Source organism: Sphingobacteriaceae bacterium GW460-11-11-14-LB5 (assembly GCA_002151545.1).
GTDB lineage: Bacteria > Bacteroidota > Bacteroidia > Sphingobacteriales > Sphingobacteriaceae > Pedobacter.
The window spans coordinates 1,183,024-1,203,756 of sequence record CP021237.1; the positions used below are offsets into that span (position 1 = coordinate 1,183,024).

A 20,733-nucleotide genomic window follows, 5' to 3' on the forward strand; every position below is an offset into this window, starting at 1 on the left:
AAATATTAAAATTTGGTTTGCGCATCAGTCTTTTTGCTAATGACCAACAAGCCTATAAATGTGATTAAACCGTTAATCAAAATCAGTTCAACACTAAAAACGTAACCGCCAAGTAAAGTGGTCGAGTACGTGGCAAGCAAGTAACATAAAAAAGGTGATAATAAGCAAACTATTGGGACTAATTTATCGTGAAGACCACGTTTTTTGACAAATAATCCAAAACTGTATAAACCTAAAAGCGGCCCGTAGGTGTAAGAGGCGATGGTAAAAATCAAGCTGACTACCGATGAACTGTTTAATGCATTGATCACGATGATCACTAGGAACATCAAAATAGAAAAGGCCACGTGAACGGTATGGCGTTTTTTTACAGCATCTTTAGCATTTACATTTTCTGCTTTGGCCATGCCTAAAAAGTCGACACAGAACGATGTGGTTAAAGCGGTAAGGGCAGAGTCGGTGGTGGCAAATGTTGCTGCAGTTAAGCCCAGCATAAAGATAATTGCAGGTACCGCGCCCAGGTTATTTAAGGCGATTTCGGGGAATAATAAATCTGTTCTCGGTTTTCCGCTAATATGATCTAATGGAATATCGATGCCATTTTTCGCGGCGAAAATGTATAACAAGGCACCCACGCTTAAAAAGAAAACATTCAAAATCACGAATACGCCTGTAAAAGTGAACATGTTTTTCTGTGCCTCTTTAATGGTGCCCATACTCAGGTTTTTCTGCATCAAATCCTGATCTAAACCTGTCATGGCAATGGTAACGAAAATACCACCGATAAACTGTTTACTGAAATAGAACTTATTCGTCAGGAAATCGTTTAAAAAGAATATTTTCGAATAACTGCTGCTTTTTATCGTTTCGAATGCCTGAGGAATATTGAAATCAAGGCTGCTGCAAATAAAATAAATGGTCAGGAAAACCGAAAGCACCAGGAAAAAAGTCTGCAGGGTATCGGTAATGATAATGGTTTTTAATCCGCCTTTAAAGGTGTACGACCAGATCAGGGCCAGCGAAATTAAAACGGTTAACCAAAACGGAACGCCATAATTATCGAATATAAAACGCTGTAAAACAATCACAACGAGGTATAATCTTGTTGCCGATCCCAGGGTGCGGCTCAATAAAAATATGGATGCTGCTGTTTTGTAGCTATAATGGCCTAATCTCTTTTCGATATAGCTATAAATGGATGTTAGGTTCATCCGGTAGTACAATGGAAGCAAAACTGTGGCAATGATGATAAAACCAACAGCATTGCCCAGAACAAACTGAAAATATTGAAACTGGTTTCCGCTTGGTGCGCCAACCTCTCCGGGTACCGAAATAAAAGTCACACCCGAAAGTGCCGTTCCGATCATGCCAAAGGCCACTAAATACCATTTAGAATTTCGGTTAGCGACAAAAAAAGTGGAATTATCGGAAGATTTTTTTGAGGTTACGAATGAAATAATAATCAGCAGTAAAAAATAACCGATCAGGAAACATAAGAGGATGGTTGGAGACATAGTTTTGTGTTAAGGTGATAAATGTAAAGAAAACTATCAAATCAAGCAATATTCTTGAGTCCGAAGTCGGAAGTCCGGAGTCCGGAGTAAAATGACCAATGAACCAGTATCCGGTTTTCAGTTGGCAATTGTCAGTTACCAATGAACGACTGAACAAGTATCCAGTTGGCAATTTTCAGTTACCAATGAACCAATGGCAATTGAACTAATGAACTAATGAAGGAGTATTCAGTTTGCAATTGTCAGTTACCAATGAACTAATGACAATTGAACCAATGAACTACTGAATAAGTATACAGTTGGCAATTGTCAGTTACCAATGAACTATGACGAATGAACTAATGAACGAATGAAGGAGTATCCAGTTGGCAATTGTCAGTTACCAATGAACTAATAACGAATGAACTAATGAACCAATAACTATTGAACCAATGAACCATTTTACCTATTTTTGTAATATGAATTTTTCATCCAAGCTGCTCGAAGATGCGGTAAACGAATTCTCAAAACTTCCTGGTGTAGGGCAGAAAACAGCTTTACGTTTGGTATTACATCTTTTAAACAAAGAGCAGGAGGAGGTAAACCAGTTTGGCAATACTTTTATAAAACTTAAGCAGCAGATTAAACATTGCAGCACCTGTCATAACATTTCCGATTATGTGGTATGTGAAATCTGTACTTCACCAAAACGTGATAAAGAAACCATTTGTGTAGTAGAAGATACGCGAGATGTAATGGCGATTGAAAATACCGGTCAATATTTCGGCGTTTACCATGTTTTGGGGGGCTTAATTTCTCCAATGGATGGTGTTGGGCCTTCCGATCTGTTTATTGATGGATTAGTAAGCAGAATGACAGCAGGAGGGATTAAAGAAGTGATTTTAGCCCTTAGTCCGAATATGGAAGGCGATACCACATTGTTTTACCTGTACAAAAGATTAAAAGAATTTAATGTTCCGGTAACGACTATTGCACGGGGTATTGCTTTTGGTGGCGAGTTGGAATATACCGATGAAATTACGCTCGGCCGTTCGATTGTAACCCGTGTGCCTTATGAAACTGCAATGATGAAATAATGGTAAAACACTTTTTATTATTATCTGTAATTATTTTTGCGGCTTGGTTTGATCAAACACCTGTCAGGATTCATTCCCATAACGATTATACCCACAAAAAACCTTTTTACGAAGCGATTCAAAACAAGGCTTTTTCCATAGAGGCCGATGTTTTTGTCGTTGGCGATTCGTTAATGGTGGCGCATAGTAAAAAAGAAATTAAAGCTGGCCATACATTAGAACAATTATATTTAAAGCATATTAAATCCTTATCAGCTGAAAAGGAATATTATACTTTCCAATTGATGATCGATGTAAAAGGTGACTGGGATTCGACATATCGTTTGTTACGGAAAAATCTGAAAAAATACCAGAAATACTTTGGCCGACAAGGGCGAAATACCATTGTGGTGATTAGTGGCAATCGACCTGCTACAAATACATTTCACAAATATTCCCACTTATTTTTTGATGGCTTGCCACATGTTAGCTACGGCCTGGAAGACCTGAAGAAAATAGCGATGATCAGCGATAATTTTGCGACTTATTCTAAATGGAAAGGTGTTGGTGAGATTTCAGAAGCCGATAGAACTAAATTGGCAGCACTGATTAACAATGCGCATCAATTGGGTAAACCCTTTCGTTTCTGGGGCGCTCCAGACAATCAGGCTTGCTGGAAGTTATTACATGAATTAGGTGCAGATATCATCAATACGGACAAAGTTACCGAAGCAACAAACTATTTTAAAACGAACTAATAAGCGGGATCAATCTTGATGCTCGCTATAGGATACTATAATGAATTTAAAAGAAAAAGTAATCATCATTACTGGCGCATCGAGCGGAATCGGAAAAGCTTGTGCCGAAGAATTTGCAAAACGTGGCGCTAATTTGGTTTTGGCTGCCCGCCAATATGTAACGCTTTGCGAAATTACCGCCGATCTGGAGAAAAAATATAATATCAGGGCTGTGGCTGTCCAGGCTGATGTAAGCAAAGAAACCGATTGCGAACTCATTATCAAACAGGCTTTGGTTTCGTTTCAAAAGATTGATGTGCTGGTTAATAATGCTGGATTATCGATGCGTGCACTGTTTAACGATTTAGATTTATCAGTGCTTAAAAACCTGATGGATGTGAACTTTTGGGGAACGGTTTACTGCACCAAATATGCTTTGCCTGAGATTTTGAAAACCAAAGGTACTGTAGTTGGTGTATCATCAATTGCAGGTTTCCGTGGTTTGCCGGGCAGAACGGGTTATTCGGCCTCTAAATTTGCAATGAATGGTTTTATGGAATCTTTGCGGACTGAATTACTTAAAACAGGTGTAAATGTACTTTTGGCCTGTCCGGGTTTTACGGCTTCGAATATCCGTGTAACGGCCTTATCAAAAGATGGTGCTGCACATGGCGAAACCAGCATGGATGAAGGTAAAATGATGACATCGGAAGAAGTGGCCAGCATTATTGCCGATGGTATTGAAAAACGTAAACGTACCTTAATCATGACCGGACAAGGAAAATTGGCGGTATGGATGAATAAACTGTTTCCAGCCTTTGTAGATAAAAAGGTTTTTGATCTGTTTGCGAAAGAGAAAAATCCGTTGATAAAAGGGTAGGAGGTTGAGGGGTATAAAGGCGGAAGGTTTAGGGTGTAGGGGTAAATGGGGTTAGCGTGTAGCGGTTAGGGTTTAGGGTGGAAGGTTAAATAGGAGATTCAAACTGGCTAATTGTCAGTCGGAGCGGAGTCGAAGACCCTTAACAACCATCATTCAACTAGATAGCCCCTAATCCAGATGTGAAATCCAACCGTGTGGACAAATATATTTAAGAATAATCTAGGCATTTTGCTAAGCAACTTTAATAAAGCACACATTTTACAGAAGGACGCTGTCAATCCCAAGTGGCCGAAGAATCGAAAAAACAGTTGCAGAAGAGCACAAATGGCACTGCCAAACCTAAAACGTAGTGGTTTTGTGAAAATAATCTTCAAACTTTCACTTAGCAGAAACGAGCAAAACAAAGTGCCGCTGTTTTTTTGATGAGTGTGGGTGGTGAGGTGCCACATTGCTGGATTGACAAAGCGCTTTGGGTACTTTGGCGCCCCAAAGTACCATGCCCCCGCGGCATAGAGCGGGAAAATCAAAATTTGTACCGAATCTTCGGGCAGCATGACGATCGTTTTAGGAATTTGTACTAAAAAACTGATGCAGCTTATGAAAATCCACATCTACAACAATTTCGTTTATTCACTGTTGAAATGATAAACCTTTTTTATGTATAAACCCCTTGTTCTATTGATGCTCTTGTTTCAAACGATACTTTCTGTTGCGCAGGTTAAAAAAGTAAAAAATATCAATTATGCGGGCAATGCTGATGAGGCCAATACGCTGAATATTTTTTATAAAAACGATAGCATCAAAAATAAACCTGTTCTGGTTTTTATTCATGGCGGCTCATGGAGTAGTGGGAAGAAAGAGACTTATTGGTGGTTGGGGAGGAATTTCGCGCGGAAAGGTGTAGTTACCGTCATTATCAATTACCCATTGGCGCCAAATGTTCAATATGAAAAAATGGGCGATGACTGCGCTTTGGCTGTAAAATGGGTTAAAACGCATATTGCGGATTATACAGCAAATGCAGACAAAATTTTTATAATGGGGCATTCGGCGGGGGCACATCTGGCCGAGTTAATCAATGCTGATCCTAGATATTTTAACAAAGCTGGAATTAAAAATCCGATTAAAGGTGTAATCCTGAACGATCCTTTTGGGCTCGATATGAACGAATATTTAACCACCGCCGAAAAAGACCATTTTTATTTCGATTTCATCAGAACCTTTACCGATCAGCCTGCGGTGTGGAAAGTAGCTTCGCCATTAGATTATGTGAAGAATATTAAAAACCCGCATTTACTTTTTTATGGAAGCAAAACTTATGGTGCCATTAAATTGCAGACACCAAGGTTATACGAAAAGCTTAAAGCTAACCATGTTCCTGTCGAAATAAAGGAGATTAAAGGTAAAAGCCATGTGCCGATGATTAGCCAGATGATTTTTGGTGGAAATCAGTTGTATGAGGATATTTTGGATTTTATCCAAAAGACATCATCCTAAAAGTTGTCAACTTTTTTCAATAAAAGTATCGTCATCTCGACTGGAGCACAGTCCCGAATTTTCGGGAGAGAGATCCATCTAAATAGATTTCTCGACTGCGTTGCACTCCGCTCGAAATGACGGTATCGCGAGGCAAATAATAAAAATCTTTACACCGTCCGCGTAACCTTATCCAGCTTACTGTAATCCATGACCATTTTACCCGCCTCGTTATGGTAATACATTTTCTCAAACTTAGCGTCCATTTCGATTTCCTCATCCTGATAACTGGTTCTGGTATGAATGTGTTGCGAAAAAGTATCATCAAAAGCCTTAAGCATTACAAAAATTTCTACCTCTGCATGTTGCAACTCCGTTAACGATTTTTCGTAAAACGGACTGTCTTCTGTAATGGGATGTACCAATGTCCAGTTTAAAGACAGGATGCCGATTTTATCACGCTCCAGTGCCAAAGGATAAAATCTTCTCACCTGTTTGCCATCAACCGTTTCGTTGTACGACATTACCATCTGTACCTCTACCTCGATGAGCTGATTCCGTCTTAAATTAACCAAACGGCACATCAGGCCGTGACCTTTCTCATAAGGCGCAATCACCATTTTTTTACTAAAACTTACCTTAGATGTAGGTCGGCTGAAACGGCCGTACAATAAACCTGTTGCTAAAGCAAAAGCCAGCAGGCCCAGCATACTTTCGAATGCCGCCAAAATACTCGTGATAAAACCCTGTGGCGAAATGTGACCATAACCTACCGTAGAAATGGTTTGGGCAGAAAAGAAAAATGCATCAAAAAACTGATCGCGGAGTGTTAAACCTTTAGCACCTTCCAGGTTTTCGATTCCAACCACATTATATAATACTGCGAATATGGTATTCACAATGAGGTAGGCGACAAGAATAACAAAGAAAAAACGCGGCCAGCTCATGGTAACCAGTCGGGTGTAGGTATCATCGAACTTAAACCAGGGCAGGCCGGTACGCTCGATATTTGCAGAACCATCGGGGTTAAGCATGCGCTGGTTTTTGGTAACGGGATTGGATCCGAAACCGAAATCATCATTAAACTGTACTTTTCTTTTAAAGAAAGCCATATATTTTTAGAAAGATTTTGGAATATTAAAAAACTATGTCAATATTTGCTTTATACAAACATGATAATTAAAAACTTAAATAACAATTGGTGGTGGCATAACGAAATTCGTTAGGCAAATTCTATTGTTATATATTTTAAAATATTTTAAACACAACGAAGAGGATTGCCCAAAAAGCAATCCTTTTTTTATGCAATTTTTTTGAAGTCGTCATGCTGATTTAGTTTAGCATCTATTTAAAAGATTCTGAATCAAGTTCAGAATGACGGAAATGAGTATACAAAACATGAAAAAAATATTAAACCATTTATTCGAGAACAAAAGTTTTAGCAGGGAAGAAGCAAAGAACATTTTAATCTCCATTTCTGAAGGGGCATTTAATTCTTCACAAATTGCTGCTTTTATTACGGCTTATGCCATGCGTAATATTACGGTACAGGAGTTACAGGGTTTTCGGGATGCGATGCTTGATATGTGCGTTAAGGTAAACTTATCGGGTTACGATTTGATTGATCTTTGTGGTACCGGAGGTGATGGTAAAGACACTTTCAATATTTCCACCCTGTCTTCATTTGTGGTGGCAGGTGCTGGTCATCATGTAGCCAAACACGGTAATTATGGCGTTTCTTCGGGCTGTGGCTCTTCTAACGTAATGGAATATTTAGGTTATACGTTCACCAATAATGAGGATACATTAAAGCGTAATTTAGATGCTGCAGGGATCTGTTTTTTACATGCACCACTGTTTAATCCGGCGATGAAAATTGTGGCACCAATTCGTAAGGAACTGGGCGTAAAAACATTTTTCAATATGCTAGGGCCAATGGTTAACCCCGGACAGCCAAAATACCAGATGGTAGGTGTATTCAGCTTGGAACTAGCACGCTTATACGCCTATTTATATCAGGATACGGATAAAAGTTATACCATTGTACATGCTCTGGAGGGTTACGATGAAGTTTCGCTAACCTGCGATGTGAAAACCTTTTCGAATAAGGGGGAGCAGATTTTAACTCTTCAGGATATGGGCTTTGATAAGGTGGAGGTGAATGCGATTAAAGGTGGCGATACCGTAGAGTCATCAGCCAAAATATTTATGGATGTTTTAAATGGTAAAGCTACAGATGTACAGAACAATGTGGTGTTGTGTAATTCAGCATTGGCCATTAAAACCATAAAACCACAACAATCTTTTGCCGATTGTTTTTATGAAGCGGAAGAATCGTTAATGAGCAAAAAAGCACTTAACAGTTTCAAACAACTATTGGCATGTTAAAGTTAAAAGTTTGTGGAATGCGTTTAGCCGCCAATATTGCGGCGGTTGCAGAATTGCAGCCAGATTACCTGGGTTTTATCTTTTATGAAAAATCGCCCAGACTGATCAGTGATGTTTCTGCTGAATTAATCAAATACATTCCATCTGAGATTAAAACCGTAGGTGTTTTTGTAAATGAAGACTTAGAAAAAGTAAAGGATAAAGTAAACACATTGAAGCTAAAAGCTGTTCAGTTACATGGCAGCGAATCGCCTGAATACTGTGCAGCATTAAAAACCGCCTTTGGCTCGTTACAAGTAATCAAAGCCTTTGGAATAGATGAGGATTTCGATTTTTCTGAGCTGGAAACTTATTTAGGTGTGGTGGATTATTTCCTGTTTGATACCAAAACCAAAGCACATGGTGGATCGGGAAAAACATTCGATTGGTCTGTTTTAGACCGATATACTTATACCAAACCTTACTTTTTAAGTGGCGGAATTGATTTAGAACATGCCCCGGCCATAAAAAACATAAACGACGAACGTTTATATGCGTTGGATATCAATAGCAGATTTGAAATTGAACCAGGCTTAAAAGATGCAGAGAAGATTAAAGAATTTATAAAAGAAATGAATAAATAAGTTGTTATTCATAACCCCTGGTTTCAACCAAGGGAAGGAAAAGAAAAAAACATGAAATACAAAGTAAACGAAAAAGGATATTATGGAGATTTTGGTGGCGCGTACATCCCCGAAATGCTTTATCCAAACGTAGAAGAATTGCGTCAAAACTATTTAAAGATTATTGATGATGCCGATTTTCAAAAGGAATTTCATCAATTATTGAAAGATTATGTTGGCCGTCCTTCGCCTTTATATCTGGCCAAAAGGTATTCGGAAAGATATGGTGCCAATATTTTCTTAAAAAGAGAAGATTTAAACCATACCGGTGCACATAAGATCAACAATACCATCGGCCAGATTTTACTGGCAGAGAAGCTGGGCAAAAAAAGAATTATCGCCGAAACAGGCGCTGGTCAGCATGGTGTAGCCACGGCAACGGTATGTGCGCTGCGTAACCTGGAGTGTGTGATTTACATGGGTGAAGTCGATATCGAGCGCCAGGCACCGAACGTGGCCCGTATGAAAATGCTGGGCGCCAAGGTGGTTCCCGCAAGTTCAGGGAGTAAAACCTTAAAAGATGCCACTAATGAGGCGATGCGCGATTGGATCAACAATCCGGTAGATACGCATTACATTATCGGTTCGGTGGTTGGCCCGCATCCTTACCCTGATATGGTAGCGATTTTCCAATCGATTATCTCGGAAGAAACCAAAAAACAACTATTGGAGCAAACCGGAAGCGATCAGCCTGATTATGTTTTGGCTTGCGTAGGTGGTGGCAGTAACGCCATGGGTATGTTTTACCATTTTATGGATGATGAAAATGTGAAACTCATTGCGGTTGAAGCTGCGGGAAAAGGGGTATCGAGTGGGTTTTCTGCAGCAACTACTTATCTGGGTAAAGAAGGTGTGCTCCATGGCAGCAGAAGTATTTTAATGCAAACGGAAGACGGGCAGGTGGTGGAACCGCATTCGGTTTCTGCCGGATTGGATTACCCGGGGATTGGTCCACAGCATGCACATTTGTTTAAAACCGGTCGCGGACAATATGTTTCCATCACCGATGAAGAAAGTTTAGATGCAGGTTTGCTTTGCACCCAATTGGAAGGGATTATCCCGGCGATTGAAAGTGCACACGCCCTGGCTTACTTAGAAAAAATGGAATTTAAAGGTGGCGAAAACGTAGTGGTTTGCCTTTCAGGTCGTGGCGACAAGGATCTGGATACTTATATTAAATATTTTAACTTATAGATATGAGATAATAGATGTGAGACATGAGACGATGGACTTTCTGATAAGCACTTAATCTCCCATCTCACATCTCCCATCTCACGTCTCACATTTCAAGGCTAAAAACATGAACCGAATTAAACAACTCTTCCAGGAGAAGAAAAATATATTATCAATTTATTATACCGCTGGTTATCCAAATACTGGCGATACGCTGCAAATTGCAGAGGCATTGGAGCAATCGGGTGCCGATATGCTCGAGATAGGGTTCCCTTACTCAGATCCAGTTGCCGATGGACCGGTAATTCAGGCGAGTAGCAAACAGTCATTAGATCAGGGAATGACGCTTCAGCTGCTTTTCGAACAGTTGAAAGACTTACGCAAAAAGGTTACTATTCCTGTTTTGTTAATGGGTTATGTGAACCCTGTTTTGCAGTTTGGCGTAGAAAAGTTCTGTGAAGCCTGTGCCGAAGTAGGCGTAGATGGTTGTATTGTTCCCGATCTGCCGATGGTAGAATACGAGGAGTTTTATAAAGATTGCTTCGAAAAACATAACCTGAGCAATGTGTTTTTAATCACCCCTCAAACAGCTGAAGAACGGATCCATAAAATTGACGGCTTAACCAATGGATTTATCTATTTGTTATCATCATCGGCTACTACGGGTAAAAACCTCGAAGTAGGCAATACCACTGAAGCCTATTTCAGCAGGATTAAAAACCTGAACCTGAAGAATCCAACCATGATTGGTTTCGGGATCAGCGATAAACAAACTTTTGATAAGGCCTGCTCGTATGCGAATGGCGCTATTATCGGTACAGCTTTCGTTAAAGCCATCGCTGATGGGAATTTAGCAGAAAGTGTGAGCAATTTCATGAAAAAGTTTAAGGATTAGTGTTTTACCACAAAGACAAAAAGGCACATTCAGTCGGTTCGTCATTTCGACCGTAGCGGAGAAATCTAACTAGATAGATCTCTCCGCTTCACTGCGTTCCGGTCGAGATGACGGTCAATCTATCGGGTCGTCGCCTTGAACTTATTTTACTGTGTAGCTTTCCGCTTCGCTCAAGGTCTTAGTGGTTAAAACTTTTATTATAGTTTTTCACCACATAAGAAATGTAAGAACATATTAGGTATAGCACTTATATGCGACTTATATACCTTATATGGTTTAGTCTTTTGACGGCTATTATTTAGGCAGATAACTTTGTATCTGGTAATTAATAAACTAATAAAACATCTCCGTGTTAATCTGTGCCTCCGTGGCAATAAAACTCACTATTAAGCGCTTCGTTTCACCCAATCCGCATAAGTCATTTCAAATTTCACTTCACCTTTGTTGACCAATCCAACGTTTTTCCAGCCTTGCCGGGTATAAAATTCTTCCGCGCGGGTATTGGGCGAGGTACCCAACCAAACCGTTTCCTGAGTTTGATTAAAATACCAGTCCATCATCAATCGGTGCAGCTCTTTACCAATGCCTTTACCTTCAAATTCGGGACGAAGAAATAAAGCCCAGATGTTATGTTCTTTCAGGTCAACAATGGAAAAACCGACCAGTTCTCCATCCACTTCGCAAACCCATCCTTTGCCGCGCTGCGTCATAAATTCTTCGCAATCTTTGTCAGTCACCAGCGCCGGATCAGACAAAGTGTTCTCTTTTACCGCATGCCTGACAATTTGTATCGCTGGTATGTCAGTTAGGCGTGCTTCACGGAATATCATTGTACTAAGATAATGATTGGTTGGAATTTATTTATCATGCTGTGAGAGAATGGAGCGCAATTGCAGTTCTAATCAGTTTCAGCGTTCCCGCTTTCCTTTCTGCCCCCGATGAAATATCGGTGGCATCCATTCAATCGGGGCCAGGCACAAAGTTTATTGCCAACAGGCGTGGACTAACGTTTAATAAACCTGACAGCAGCGACAGCCCCTTCATGATTTTTATATAGGGATCATGAGGGCTACAGCGAATGGCGGGGCTTTCGGGTCCGATAAACACCGGAACCCGCTTTTCAAAAAAAATATGACTTCGCTCTCTTTAACTGCCTGCACTGCCAAAAAGGCTGCGGCAGTTGCTTTTCAAAATAAAAAAAATGTCAGCCCTGTCAGTTGAGAAAAAAATGTCATCCTATTCTTTCAATATATGATCATGATTAAAAAAGCTTGTTTAAACGCAAATAGACCGCTATTTATTTCTGAAAAACGCGATATGACAAATGAATGATTGTGAATTCTGGAATTGGTTCTACATTTGCTTAACGGTGTTAGATTATTTACACCTAATATTCCAGTCATGGGAAGTAAAGAAAGAATTCTACGTTTAAAAGATGAAACCAGAACAAAAATTCTGGATGCTGCCTTGAACATTGTTCAAACAGAGGGCTGGCAGGCATTAAGTATGCGTAAAATTGCCGACCAGATTGAATATACTGCACCGATTATTTACGAATACTTTTCTAACAAAGATGGCATCTTACTGGAACTCACCAGAAGAGGGTATTTAATGTTGGCCAAAGATATCCGCGAAGCCAGGGATAAACACGAATCTCCGGAAGATAAAATGGAAGCCATGTGGATTGCCTACTGGAACTTCGCCTTTGCCCACAAAGAATTTTATCAGTTGATGTACGGTGTAGATATGGTTTGTTGTACTGTTAAAAATTCGATGCCTGAAGCCGAAAACGTAGGCAGTATGTTGGGCGATGTAATCGAATCGTTATTTGAGAAGAAACCAGTTTCAGACAATGATATCTGCATGAAGTATTACACCTATTGGTCGATCATTCATGGCTTGATTTCCATCAATTTAGTTCGCCCCAACGGAAGAACAACCGACGAGTTAAACCAGCAAATTTTAAAAGATGCCATCAAGGGCATTACGTTATCTATTAACAGTTAATTTTTTTTTACACAGTAATTTAACACTGTTAGATTATTTATACACTATAATTCCAATTAAATTTAATCATATGAAATCTCTACATCGCTTGTACCCTTTACTTAACACTGTTAAACAGTTTAATAGTATTAAGTTATTGTTAACAATTTCTCTTCTATCTATAATTTTGGTGAGCTGTAAGTCATCTCCGGAGCAATCAGCAGCTGCACCACCGCCACCTGCACTGCCTGTAAGCGCGATTAACTCGAGTACAGAAACCACCTATATCGAATATCCGGCCTCTATTCAGGGTGCTGTTGATATCGACGTTCGCCCGCAGGTGAGTGGTTATTTACAAAGTGTACTGGTTAACGAAGGTGCTTATGTAACGGCAGGACAAACCCTGTTCAAAATCAATGAAAACCCTTATCGCGAGGCGTTAAACAATGCTAAAGCAAGTTTACATGCAGCAGAAGCGGCCATCTTAAACGCTCAGTTGGAAGTGGATAAGTTAACCCCTCTTGTTCAGAATAAAGTAGTTTCTGATTTTCAGTTGAAGACGGCTAAAACAGCTTATAAAATCGCTCAGGCAAATGCCGAACAAGCTAAAGCCAGTGTGGCTTCGGCACAGATTAACTTAGGTTATACCAATGTTAAGGCTACAGTGAGCGGTTACATCGGCCGTATCCCGAAGAAACAGGGAAGTTTAGTTTCTCCAACTGATCAGGTAGCGTTAACACAATTATCAGATATCCACGAAGTGCATGTTTATTTCGCTCTGGCTGAAAACGACTTCAATAACTTCAATGCCAACTACCCGGGTAAAAGTCCTGCCGACCGGATTAAACATTTACCAGCGGTTGAACTTTTATTGGCCGATAACTCAGCTTATCCGATTAAAGGTAAGATTGATATGATTGACGGTCAGTTTGATAAAAACACCGGTGCCATTACGTTAAGGGCCAGTTTCCCTAATGCCAGCGGAATCCTTCGCTCAGGTAATACGGGTAAAATCCGTTTAGGTTTACAACACGATGATGCCATTCTGGTACCGCAGTCTTCGACGGTAGAAATGCAGGATAAGGTATTTGTGTTTACCGTAGGCGACAGCAGTAAGGTGAAAAAACAAGCCATTACCATTGTGGGTAAAGCCGGCGAAAATTACCTGGTTAAAGACGGGGTAAAAGCTGGCGACCAGATCGTGTTAAGCGGCGTTGATAAATTACAGGAGGGTATGGTGATCCAGCCTCAAAAAGCAGCAGATAAAGTAGCTGTTGCCAAAACAAAAAAATAATAAACCACTAAAGTTTAAGCAATCATGTTTCAGAAATTTATAGACAGGCCTGTACTTTCGACTGTTATTTCCATCTTATTGGTAATAGTTGGTATACTGGGCTTAACCAAGTTGCCCTTAGAGCGCTTTCCAAATATCGCACCTCCGTCGGTATTGGTAACAGCGGTATACCCTGGGGCCAATGCCGAAACGATTTTACGTTCGGTAACTCCATCATTGGAGGAAGCCATTAATGGTGTGGAGAACATGACCTACATGACCTCCAGCGCCAGTAATGATGGTACCCTGGCGATCACGGTATACTTTCAGCAAGGTACCAACCCCGATCAGGCCGCAGTTAATGTGCAAAACCGGGTTTCACAGGCCACCAGTCAACTGCCTGCTGAGGTAGTACAATATGGTATCACCACCACAAAACAGCAAAACAGTTTTATTGGCGCAATCGGGGTTTACTCGGAAGATCCAAAAAAATACGATGCGGTTTTTGTTAATAACTATGCACAAATCAATATCATTCCCGAACTTAAACGTATCCCGGGTGTAGGTTCGGCCAGTGTATTTGGTGGTATTAAAGATTATTCGATGCGGATTTGGTTAAACCCAAGTCAATTGGCTACTTATAAAATTACACCTAATGAAGTGATCACCGCCATTCAGGACAAAAACCTGGAAGCGGCTCCGGGCAGGTTTGGAGAAAGAAGTAGTGAGGCTTTTGAATACATCATTAAATATAAAGGTAAGCTGACCAAACCAGAGGAATATCAGAATATCGCGATCCGCTCTAATGCAGATGGTTCTATATTACGTTTAAAAGATGTGGCCCGTGTTGAATTGGGTGCATACAGTTATGGTAGTGTAAACCGTTTAAACGGACATGATGGGATTACCATTGGTGTAATCCAGTTATCAGGCTCGAATGCCAACGAAATCCAGATTGCCATTGATAAACTGTTAGCGAAACTTTCAAAAGATTTCCCGGCAGGTATTAAACACAATCAGTTTTACCGTACCAAAACCGATCTTGACGAATCCATCAATCAGGTGGAACACACTTTGATCGAAGCCTTTTTACTGGTATTTATCGTTGTATTTATCTTCCTTCAGGATTTCAGGTCAACTTTAATTCCAGCAATTGCCGTTCCGGTGGCGATTATCGGTACTTTCTTTTTCATGCAGCTGTTCGGCTTCTCGGTTAACCTTTTAACGCTGTTTGCATTGGTACTCGCCATTGGTATTGTGGTGGATGATGCGATTGTGGTCGTCGAAGCGGTGCATGCCAAAATGGAAGAAAATCCTTCGCTTAGTCCGAGGGCGGCAACTACCGAAGCGATGAACGAAATTACCGGGGCCATTATATCGATTACCCTGGTGATGGCAGCCGTATTTTTACCGGTTGGTTTTATGACCGGCTCAACAGGTATCTTTTACAAACAGTTTGCCTTAACCATGGCCATTGCCATCATTATATCGGCTGTTAACGCCTTAACTTTAAGTCCTGCTTTGGCAGCCTTATTCTTAAAGAACAAACATGCCGAAGGCGGTCATCACGCACCTAAAAAAGGTTTTGTAGAAAAGTTTTATGCAGGTTTTAACGGTGGCTTCAATTATATGACCAACCGTTATATTGGCGGCTTAAGGGTGTTGATCCGCAATAAATGGATCAGTATGGGCGGGCTTGCTTTAATCGTTTTGGTTACCATTTTTCTGGTAGGCAGAACCAAAACAGGCTTTATTCCGACAGAGGATCAGGGTTTTGTGGCGATCGCGGTGGCCAGTCCATCGGGAACATCACTGGCTAATACGAATAAAATATTAAAACAGGCTGAAGCTGAGTTGAGGGCGATGCCATCAGCACGATTTGTAATGTCGCTGGCCGGTTATAACTTTTTAACGGCTTCCAACAGTCCATCAGCTGGTCAGATTTTCTTATTGTTAAAACCAAACGACGAAAGGGGAGCGGTTAAAAATATCGATGAGATCCAGAATATCGTAAGGGCTAAAATGGCGGCTATCTCTGCCGGTACTTTCTTTGTATTCAGTTTTCCTACGGTTCCGGGCTTTAGTAATGTGGAAGCCATGAACGTGATGTTACAGGATAAAACGAATGGCAGACTGGATAAATTTAGTGGTGTAGCGAATAACTTTATCGCCAAGTTAATGGCGAAACCGGCTATTGCTTATGCTTTTACTTCTTATAAAGCAGATTATCCGCAGTTACAACTGGATGTTAACGACGAAAAAGCCGATCAGCTGGGCGTAAGTAAAAAAGATATTTTACAAACGATGCAGACTTATTTCGGTACGGCACAGGCATCAGATTTTAACCGCTTTGGTAAATACTACCGTGTAGTGGTTCAGGCGGATGTTGCCGACAGGACCGATCCGGCCAGTATCGACCGTGTGTTTGTGAAAAACAAATCTGGAGAAAGTGTGCCCATCAGTACGCTGGTTAAATTAACCCGTGTATATGGTTCGGAAACGGCTTCACGTTATAACCTGTTTAACTCGATCGAAGTCAATGCGATCCCTAAACCAGGTTTCAGTTCTGGTGATGCGATCAAGGCGATTGAAGAAACCGCCAGAGAACAATTGCCAACGGGTTATGCTTACGAATTCTCCGGACAAACCCGTGAGGAAATTTCTTCAGGCGGACAGTCGACGGTGATCTTCCTGTTATGTTTGGTGTTTGTTTACTTCTTATTATCGGCACAGTATGAGAGTTATATCCTGCCATTAGCGGTAATCTTATCTATCCCTACAGGTGTATTCGGTGTGTTTGTGGTATTGGGTTTAACCGGTATCGAAAATAACATTTATGTACAGGTAGCGCTGATCATGCTGATCGGATTGCTCGCTAAAAATGCCATCCTGATTGTGGAGTTTGCGGTACAGCGACGAAAGGCTGGACTGAGTTTGGTTAATGCGGCCATAGAAGCAGCGCGATTAAGGATCAGACCGATCATTATGACCTCACTGGCCTTTGTGTTTGGTTTATTCCCGATGAGTATTGCCACGGGGCCATCGGCACAGGGTAACCACTCCATCAGTATTGGTGCTGCAGGCGGTATGGTATCAGGTGTAATTTTAGGTTTGTTCATCATTCCGGTACTCTTTGTCATCTTCCAGGCTTTACAGGAAAAAATATCAAAAAAATCAAGAAATGAGGTTGTTCACCATCATGGAGAACCTGTCAATAATAATCATGTAGTTTATGAAACGGTTTAATATTTTTACCATCCTGCTCCTGGCTTTAATCTGGAGCGGATGTTCGGTTTCGAAAGATACAGCCTTGCCCAATGTGGCACCAGGCTTGTTCAGAAACGCATTACCTAAAGATTCTTCAAGTGTTGGCGGTATGCCTTTGAAGAGTTTTATCAACGACCTTACTGTTCAAAATTTAATTGATACAGCATTGGTTAAAAATTACGATATGCAAATTGCATTGAAAAATATCGATGCCGCTGAAGTATTGTTTAAACAATCGAAATTGGGTTATTTGCCTGAATTGAAATTACAGGTGGCAGCGAGTTCGAGCCGTCCGTCTGATAACAGTTTAAATGGTTTAAGCCTGAACCAGTTTACCGGTTCGAGCCACATCGAAGATTACAATGCGAATCTGGGTGTGGTTTGGGAAGCCGATATCTGGGGTAAAATCCGTAATCAAAAAGCTGGCGCTTTAGCCAGTTTTTTGCAGACAGAAGAGGCACGTAAAGCCGTTCAAACGCGTTTGGTTGCCAATGTGGCACAAGGTTATTACAACCTGTTAATGCTTGATGCACAACTGGAAATCGCCAAAAAGAACTTAAAGCTTAACGACAGCACATTAAGGATTATCAATTTACAGTTCGATGCTGGTCAGGTTACTTCGCTGGCCATTCAGCAGGCACAGGCACAGCAATTGGTGGCGGCACAGCTGATCCCTCGTTTGGAGCAGAATGTAACTTTACAGGAGAATGCTCTAAGTGTATTGATTGGTACCTTGCCTAAAGCGATTAACCGCGATAGCCGTCTGGATAAAATGAGTATTCCACAGGAATTAAACGCAGGTTTTCCTTCTGCCATGTTAAGCCGCAGACCGGATATTAAAAGTGCTGAACTGGCTTTAACCATTGCCAATGCAAAGGTTGGGGTGGCGAAAGCGAGTTTATACCCATCGCTGGTGATTACCGCTAGCGGAGGCATCAACTCTTTTAAAGCGAGCAACTGGTTTAATGTACCGGCATCCTTATTCGGTTTGGTTGGGGCAGGGATTACGCAACCGATTTTTCAAAGAGGTCAGTTGAAAACTTCTTTGGAACTGGCTAAAATCGACCGTGAGAAATCAGTGATCCAGTTCCGTCAGTCGGTATTGAACGCGGTTGGTGAAGTGTCGGATGAGTTAACGAAAGTAGAGAAGTTAAAAACTCAATATAGTATCGCCGAGAAAAGGGCACAGACTTTACAACAGGCCTCGAAAAATGCAAGTTTGTTATTCAAAAGTGGTATGGCTAATTATTTAGAGGTGATTACCGCACAAGGCAATTTATTACAAAGCGAACTGGAGTTAACGACGATTAAAACGGAGCAGTTAAATGCTGTTGTTGGGTTGTATCGTTCGTTAGGGGGTGGCTGGAATTAATTTGTAAATCCTATATATGAGCCTATAACATCTTTAAGATTTTATAGGCTTGTGTATAAATTTAGGCACTAAGAGCGCGATGTTCTTGGTGCTTTTTTGTTTAAAGCTGTCATTGCAACATCAATTCCGTCATTGCGAGGAGGAACGACGAAGCAATCTTACTACTATGGGTTATCTGCGATTTGTATCAAAATTATTCCGTTATCCGGATTCTAAACATCGTTCGTCATTCCCGCGCAGGTGAGAACCTTAAAGCTATGGGTGGGAGCTCCCCTCCTTATTTTCAAGGAGGGGCTGGGGGTAGTTATAAGCTACAACACGGTCGTCATTTTGCGCAGGAGAGAACCACGAGGTGCTCAGTGAAGCTAATCTTATGCGTGTGCTATTCTTTGCCCCAGGCTCGAGCTTGCCTCGGCTCACCGCCTCCGAGAAGGCTCTTACCTTTTTCTTGATAAAAAGGTAACCAAAAATCAAGGCTTGGATCTGATGTCGGATAAATTCGTCAAAGCTTTATTGGTCGCCAGCACAAGTTCCGACGAAGGGTCGGAAAGGGCGTGCTGCCTCGGGGCAGTGGTCGGTTGAAAGGTGGTGCAAAAGCTTTAACGTTTTCTCCTTCCATCATATCCAAGGCCGGATGGCAGGACGCAGATCGCATGGAGCATATCGCAGGGTGCTGTAATTGTCTTTTAGTCCTTTCCCTTTCAGGGGAAAGGTGCCGAAGGCGGATAGGGGGCTAAAACGCTCGCTATAATACGATCGTCATTCCCGCGCAGGCGGGAATCTTAAAGCTATGGGTGGGAGCTCCCCTCCTTATTTTCAAGGAGGGGCTGGGGGTGGTTTGTCCTTCGCTCAGTCTTGCCTCGGCTCACCGCCGCCGAAGGGGCTCTTACTTTTGGCTTGGCCCAAAAGAAACAAACCTGAGCGCAGCGAAAGCATGCTTGCCATTAAAAACAACTAACACAAAAGCATAACTGAAAGGCTTGGATCTGATGTCGGATAAATTCGTCAAAGCTTTATTGGTCGCCAGCACAAGTTCCGACGAAAGGTCGGAAAGGGCGTGCTGCCTCGGGGCAGTGGTAGGTTGAAAGGGGGTACAAAAGCTTTAACGTTTTCTCCTTCCATCATATCCGAGGCCGGATAGCAGGGTGCGGTAATTGTTTTCAAGTCCGATCCCATTTAAGGGAAAGGCGCGGATTAGGGGTTAAATGATGGAAGATGTAAAATGGATGATGGAATGTTACGCCCAGCGCTGTGCCTTCTGCGGCTTTTTCCTTTGCGTTCTTGGTGGTTAAAAAAAGAAAAAAGTTTTGAAATCGCAGTAAGGAGTTTTGAAGTTGCAGTAAGGAGTTTTGAAGTTGCAGTAAGGAGTTTTGAAGTTGCAGTAGAAAGTTTTAAAGTCGCAGTAGGTAGTTTTAAAGTTGCAGTAGGTAGTTTTGAAGTCGCAGTAGGCAGTTTTAAAGTTGCAGTAAGGAGTTTTAAAGTCGCAGTAAGGAGTTTTAAAGTCGCAGTAAGGATTTTTAAAGTCTCAGTAAGAAGTTTTGAAGTTGCAGTAAGGAGTTTTAAAGTCGCAGTAAGAAGTTTTGAAGTCGCAGTAGATAGTTTTGAAGTCGCAGTAAGGAGTTTTAAAGTTGCAGTAAGGAGTTTTAAAGTCGCAGTAGGTAGTTTTGAAGTCGCAGTAAGAAGTTTTGAATGGGCATTTCGGCAAAAATGGCCGCCCGTTCCGGGTTTAAGCTGTCACCCCATTTCGCTTTAAAGTGACCACCTGTTCCGGGGCAAACTGGCCACTCTGATCTTTCGATCAACTTTTTTCACGACTTACTTTTGAGAATAATCTTTTCGTTTCTGCGTAAAATAAAGGCTCCTGGGAGCATATCTACAATTCGGAGTAGACTATTGTCGTTTCGCTATTTTGGAGGGGTTATGACGTTTTTTTAAGCGTTCCGATGCAAGCGAGCGGATTTTGATCTTAAGGAAGGTCTGAATTGAAGATAAATCTGGCAGTAGGATAGATTGAACTGAGAAGTCTTGAGGAAAATGGATTTGGATCCGAAATGT

The 20,733-nt window shown here is 41.2% G+C and carries 17 protein-coding genes; 13 read left to right on the forward strand and 4 right to left on the reverse strand.

All coding sequences use genetic code 11. From position 1 onward, the window contains the following. Positions 1-5: 5 nt before the first annotated feature. Positions 6-1,514, reverse strand: coding sequence for a sodium:solute symporter (locus tag CA265_04975; GenBank protein ID ARS39061.1), 1,509 nt, complete (start codon positions 1,512-1,514; stop codon positions 6-8). A 458-nt stretch (positions 1,515-1,972) separates the two neighbouring features. Between CA265_04975 and CA265_04980 the strand changes: the two genes are divergently transcribed. Genes CA265_04980 through CA265_04990 form a run of 3 tightly spaced genes read left to right on the forward strand, consistent with a single transcriptional unit; the run spans position 1,973 to position 4,186 of the window. Beyond that, positions 1,973-2,590 (forward strand): recombination protein RecR, encoded by a 618-nt coding sequence (locus tag CA265_04980; GenBank protein ARS39062.1) that lies wholly within the window; start codon positions 1,973-1,975, stop codon positions 2,588-2,590. Beyond that, positions 2,590-3,327 (forward strand): hypothetical protein, encoded by a 738-nt coding sequence (locus CA265_04985; GenBank protein ARS39063.1) that lies wholly within the window; start codon positions 2,590-2,592, stop codon positions 3,325-3,327. The genes CA265_04980 and CA265_04985 overlap by 1 nt, the downstream gene beginning before the upstream one ends. Positions 3,328-3,367: 40 nt before the next feature. Further along, a complete protein-coding gene (locus CA265_04990; GenBank protein ARS39064.1) occupies positions 3,368-4,186 on the forward strand; it encodes a short chain dehydrogenase in 819 nt (272 codons plus the stop codon). 149 nt (positions 4,187-4,335) lie between these two features. On the opposite strand, the gene CA265_04995 is transcribed toward CA265_04990, so the two are convergent. Continuing rightward, on the reverse strand, positions 4,336-4,740 hold the full coding sequence (locus CA265_04995; protein ID ARS39065.1) for a hypothetical protein: 405 nt from the start codon (positions 4,738-4,740) through the stop codon (positions 4,336-4,338). A 103-nt stretch (positions 4,741-4,843) separates the two neighbouring features. Between CA265_04995 and CA265_05000 the strand changes: the two genes are divergently transcribed. Further along, positions 4,844-5,683 carry an esterase gene (locus CA265_05000; protein ID ARS39066.1) on the forward strand — a complete coding sequence of 280 codons (840 nt, stop codon included), beginning with the start codon at positions 4,844-4,846 and terminating at the stop codon, positions 5,681-5,683. A gap of 149 nt (positions 5,684-5,832) precedes the next feature. Here CA265_05000 and CA265_05005 read toward each other — a convergent pair whose 3' ends face one another. Beyond that, entirely contained in the window at positions 5,833-6,774 is a 942-nt protein-coding gene (locus CA265_05005) for an ion transporter (protein ARS39067.1), read from the reverse strand. Positions 6,775-7,060: 286 nt separating this feature from the next. On the opposite strand from CA265_05005, the gene CA265_05010 reads away from it, so the two are divergent. From CA265_05010 to CA265_05025, 4 genes are all read left to right on the forward strand, one after another. Then, on the forward strand, positions 7,061-8,050 hold the full coding sequence (locus CA265_05010) for an anthranilate phosphoribosyltransferase (GenBank protein ID ARS42890.1): 990 nt from the start codon (positions 7,061-7,063) through the stop codon (positions 8,048-8,050). 17 nt (positions 8,051-8,067) lie between these two features. Next, complete coding sequence (locus CA265_05015; GenBank protein ID ARS42891.1) at positions 8,068-8,673, forward strand: N-(5'-phosphoribosyl)anthranilate isomerase; 606 nt, start codon at positions 8,068-8,070, stop codon at positions 8,671-8,673. Positions 8,674-8,724: 51 nt separating this feature from the next. After that, the gene (locus CA265_05020; GenBank protein ARS39068.1) at positions 8,725-9,906 is read left to right on the forward strand and encodes a tryptophan synthase subunit beta; all 1,182 of its coding nucleotides are present in this window, start codon (positions 8,725-8,727) and stop codon (positions 9,904-9,906) included. Between the two features lie 106 nt (positions 9,907-10,012). Then, on the forward strand, positions 10,013-10,780 hold the full coding sequence (locus tag CA265_05025; GenBank protein ID ARS39069.1) for a tryptophan synthase subunit alpha: 768 nt from the start codon (positions 10,013-10,015) through the stop codon (positions 10,778-10,780). A 386-nt stretch (positions 10,781-11,166) separates the two neighbouring features. Here the strand turns inward: CA265_05025 and CA265_05030 are convergent, their stop codons facing one another. Next, the gene (locus CA265_05030; protein ARS39070.1) at positions 11,167-11,610 is read right to left on the reverse strand and encodes a GNAT family N-acetyltransferase; all 444 of its coding nucleotides are present in this window, start codon (positions 11,608-11,610) and stop codon (positions 11,167-11,169) included. A 571-nt stretch (positions 11,611-12,181) separates the two neighbouring features. Between CA265_05030 and CA265_05035 the strand changes: the two genes are divergently transcribed. The 5 genes from CA265_05035 to CA265_05055 all read left to right on the forward strand — a co-directional run bounded on the left by CA265_05035 (position 12,182) and on the right by CA265_05055 (position 20,431). Continuing rightward, on the forward strand, positions 12,182-12,787 hold the full coding sequence (locus tag CA265_05035) for a TetR family transcriptional regulator (protein ARS39071.1): 606 nt from the start codon (positions 12,182-12,184) through the stop codon (positions 12,785-12,787). A 70-nt stretch (positions 12,788-12,857) separates the two neighbouring features. Further along, on the forward strand, positions 12,858-14,060 hold the full coding sequence (locus CA265_05040) for an efflux transporter periplasmic adaptor subunit (protein ID ARS39072.1): 1,203 nt from the start codon (positions 12,858-12,860) through the stop codon (positions 14,058-14,060). 24 nt (positions 14,061-14,084) lie between these two features. Next, positions 14,085-17,285, forward strand: coding sequence for a hydrophobe/amphiphile efflux-1 family RND transporter (locus CA265_05045; protein ID ARS39073.1), 3,201 nt, complete (start codon positions 14,085-14,087; stop codon positions 17,283-17,285). After that, positions 17,272-18,678 carry an RND transporter gene (locus tag CA265_05050; GenBank protein ARS39074.1) on the forward strand — a complete coding sequence of 469 codons (1,407 nt, stop codon included), beginning with the start codon at positions 17,272-17,274 and terminating at the stop codon, positions 18,676-18,678. Before CA265_05045 ends, CA265_05050 begins: the two co-directional genes overlap by 14 nt. A 1,222-nt stretch (positions 18,679-19,900) precedes the next feature. Beyond that, positions 19,901-20,431 carry a hypothetical protein gene (locus tag CA265_05055; protein ARS39075.1) on the forward strand — a complete coding sequence of 177 codons (531 nt, stop codon included), beginning with the start codon at positions 19,901-19,903 and terminating at the stop codon, positions 20,429-20,431. Positions 20,432-20,733 lie beyond the last annotated feature (302 nt).

What these genes read in the sequence shown, in the direction of transcription:
- CA265_05025 (ARS39069.1), top strand. Translation starts at nt 10,013, where the DNA reads ATGAACCGAATTAAACAACTCTTCCAGGAGAAGAAAAATATATTATCA.
- CA265_04985 (ARS39063.1), top strand. Translation starts at nt 2,590, where the DNA reads ATGGTAAAACACTTTTTATTATTATCTGTAATTATTTTTGCGGCTTGG.
- CA265_05030 (ARS39070.1), bottom strand. Translation starts at nt 11,610, where the DNA reads ATGATATTCCGTGAAGCACGCCTAACTGACATACCAGCGATACAAATT.
- CA265_04990 (ARS39064.1), top strand. Translation starts at nt 3,368, where the DNA reads ATGAATTTAAAAGAAAAAGTAATCATCATTACTGGCGCATCGAGCGGA.
- CA265_04995 (ARS39065.1), bottom strand. Translation starts at nt 4,740, where the DNA reads ATGCTGCCCGAAGATTCGGTACAAATTTTGATTTTCCCGCTCTATGCC.
- CA265_05015 (ARS42891.1), top strand. Translation starts at nt 8,068, where the DNA reads ATGCGTTTAGCCGCCAATATTGCGGCGGTTGCAGAATTGCAGCCAGAT.
- CA265_05020 (ARS39068.1), top strand. Translation starts at nt 8,725, where the DNA reads ATGAAATACAAAGTAAACGAAAAAGGATATTATGGAGATTTTGGTGGC.
- CA265_04980 (ARS39062.1), top strand. Translation starts at nt 1,973, where the DNA reads ATGAATTTTTCATCCAAGCTGCTCGAAGATGCGGTAAACGAATTCTCA.
- CA265_05040 (ARS39072.1), top strand. Translation starts at nt 12,858, where the DNA reads ATGAAATCTCTACATCGCTTGTACCCTTTACTTAACACTGTTAAACAG.
- CA265_05010 (ARS42890.1), top strand. Translation starts at nt 7,061, where the DNA reads ATGAAAAAAATATTAAACCATTTATTCGAGAACAAAAGTTTTAGCAGG.
- CA265_05045 (ARS39073.1), top strand. Translation starts at nt 14,085, where the DNA reads ATGTTTCAGAAATTTATAGACAGGCCTGTACTTTCGACTGTTATTTCC.
- CA265_05035 (ARS39071.1), top strand. Translation starts at nt 12,182, where the DNA reads ATGGGAAGTAAAGAAAGAATTCTACGTTTAAAAGATGAAACCAGAACA.
- CA265_04975 (ARS39061.1), bottom strand. Translation starts at nt 1,514, where the DNA reads ATGTCTCCAACCATCCTCTTATGTTTCCTGATCGGTTATTTTTTACTG.
- CA265_05000 (ARS39066.1), top strand. Translation starts at nt 4,844, where the DNA reads ATGTATAAACCCCTTGTTCTATTGATGCTCTTGTTTCAAACGATACTT.
- CA265_05055 (ARS39075.1), top strand. Translation starts at nt 19,901, where the DNA reads ATGGATGATGGAATGTTACGCCCAGCGCTGTGCCTTCTGCGGCTTTTT.
- CA265_05005 (ARS39067.1), bottom strand. Translation starts at nt 6,774, where the DNA reads ATGGCTTTCTTTAAAAGAAAAGTACAGTTTAATGATGATTTCGGTTTC.
- CA265_05050 (ARS39074.1), top strand. Translation starts at nt 17,272, where the DNA reads ATGAAACGGTTTAATATTTTTACCATCCTGCTCCTGGCTTTAATCTGG.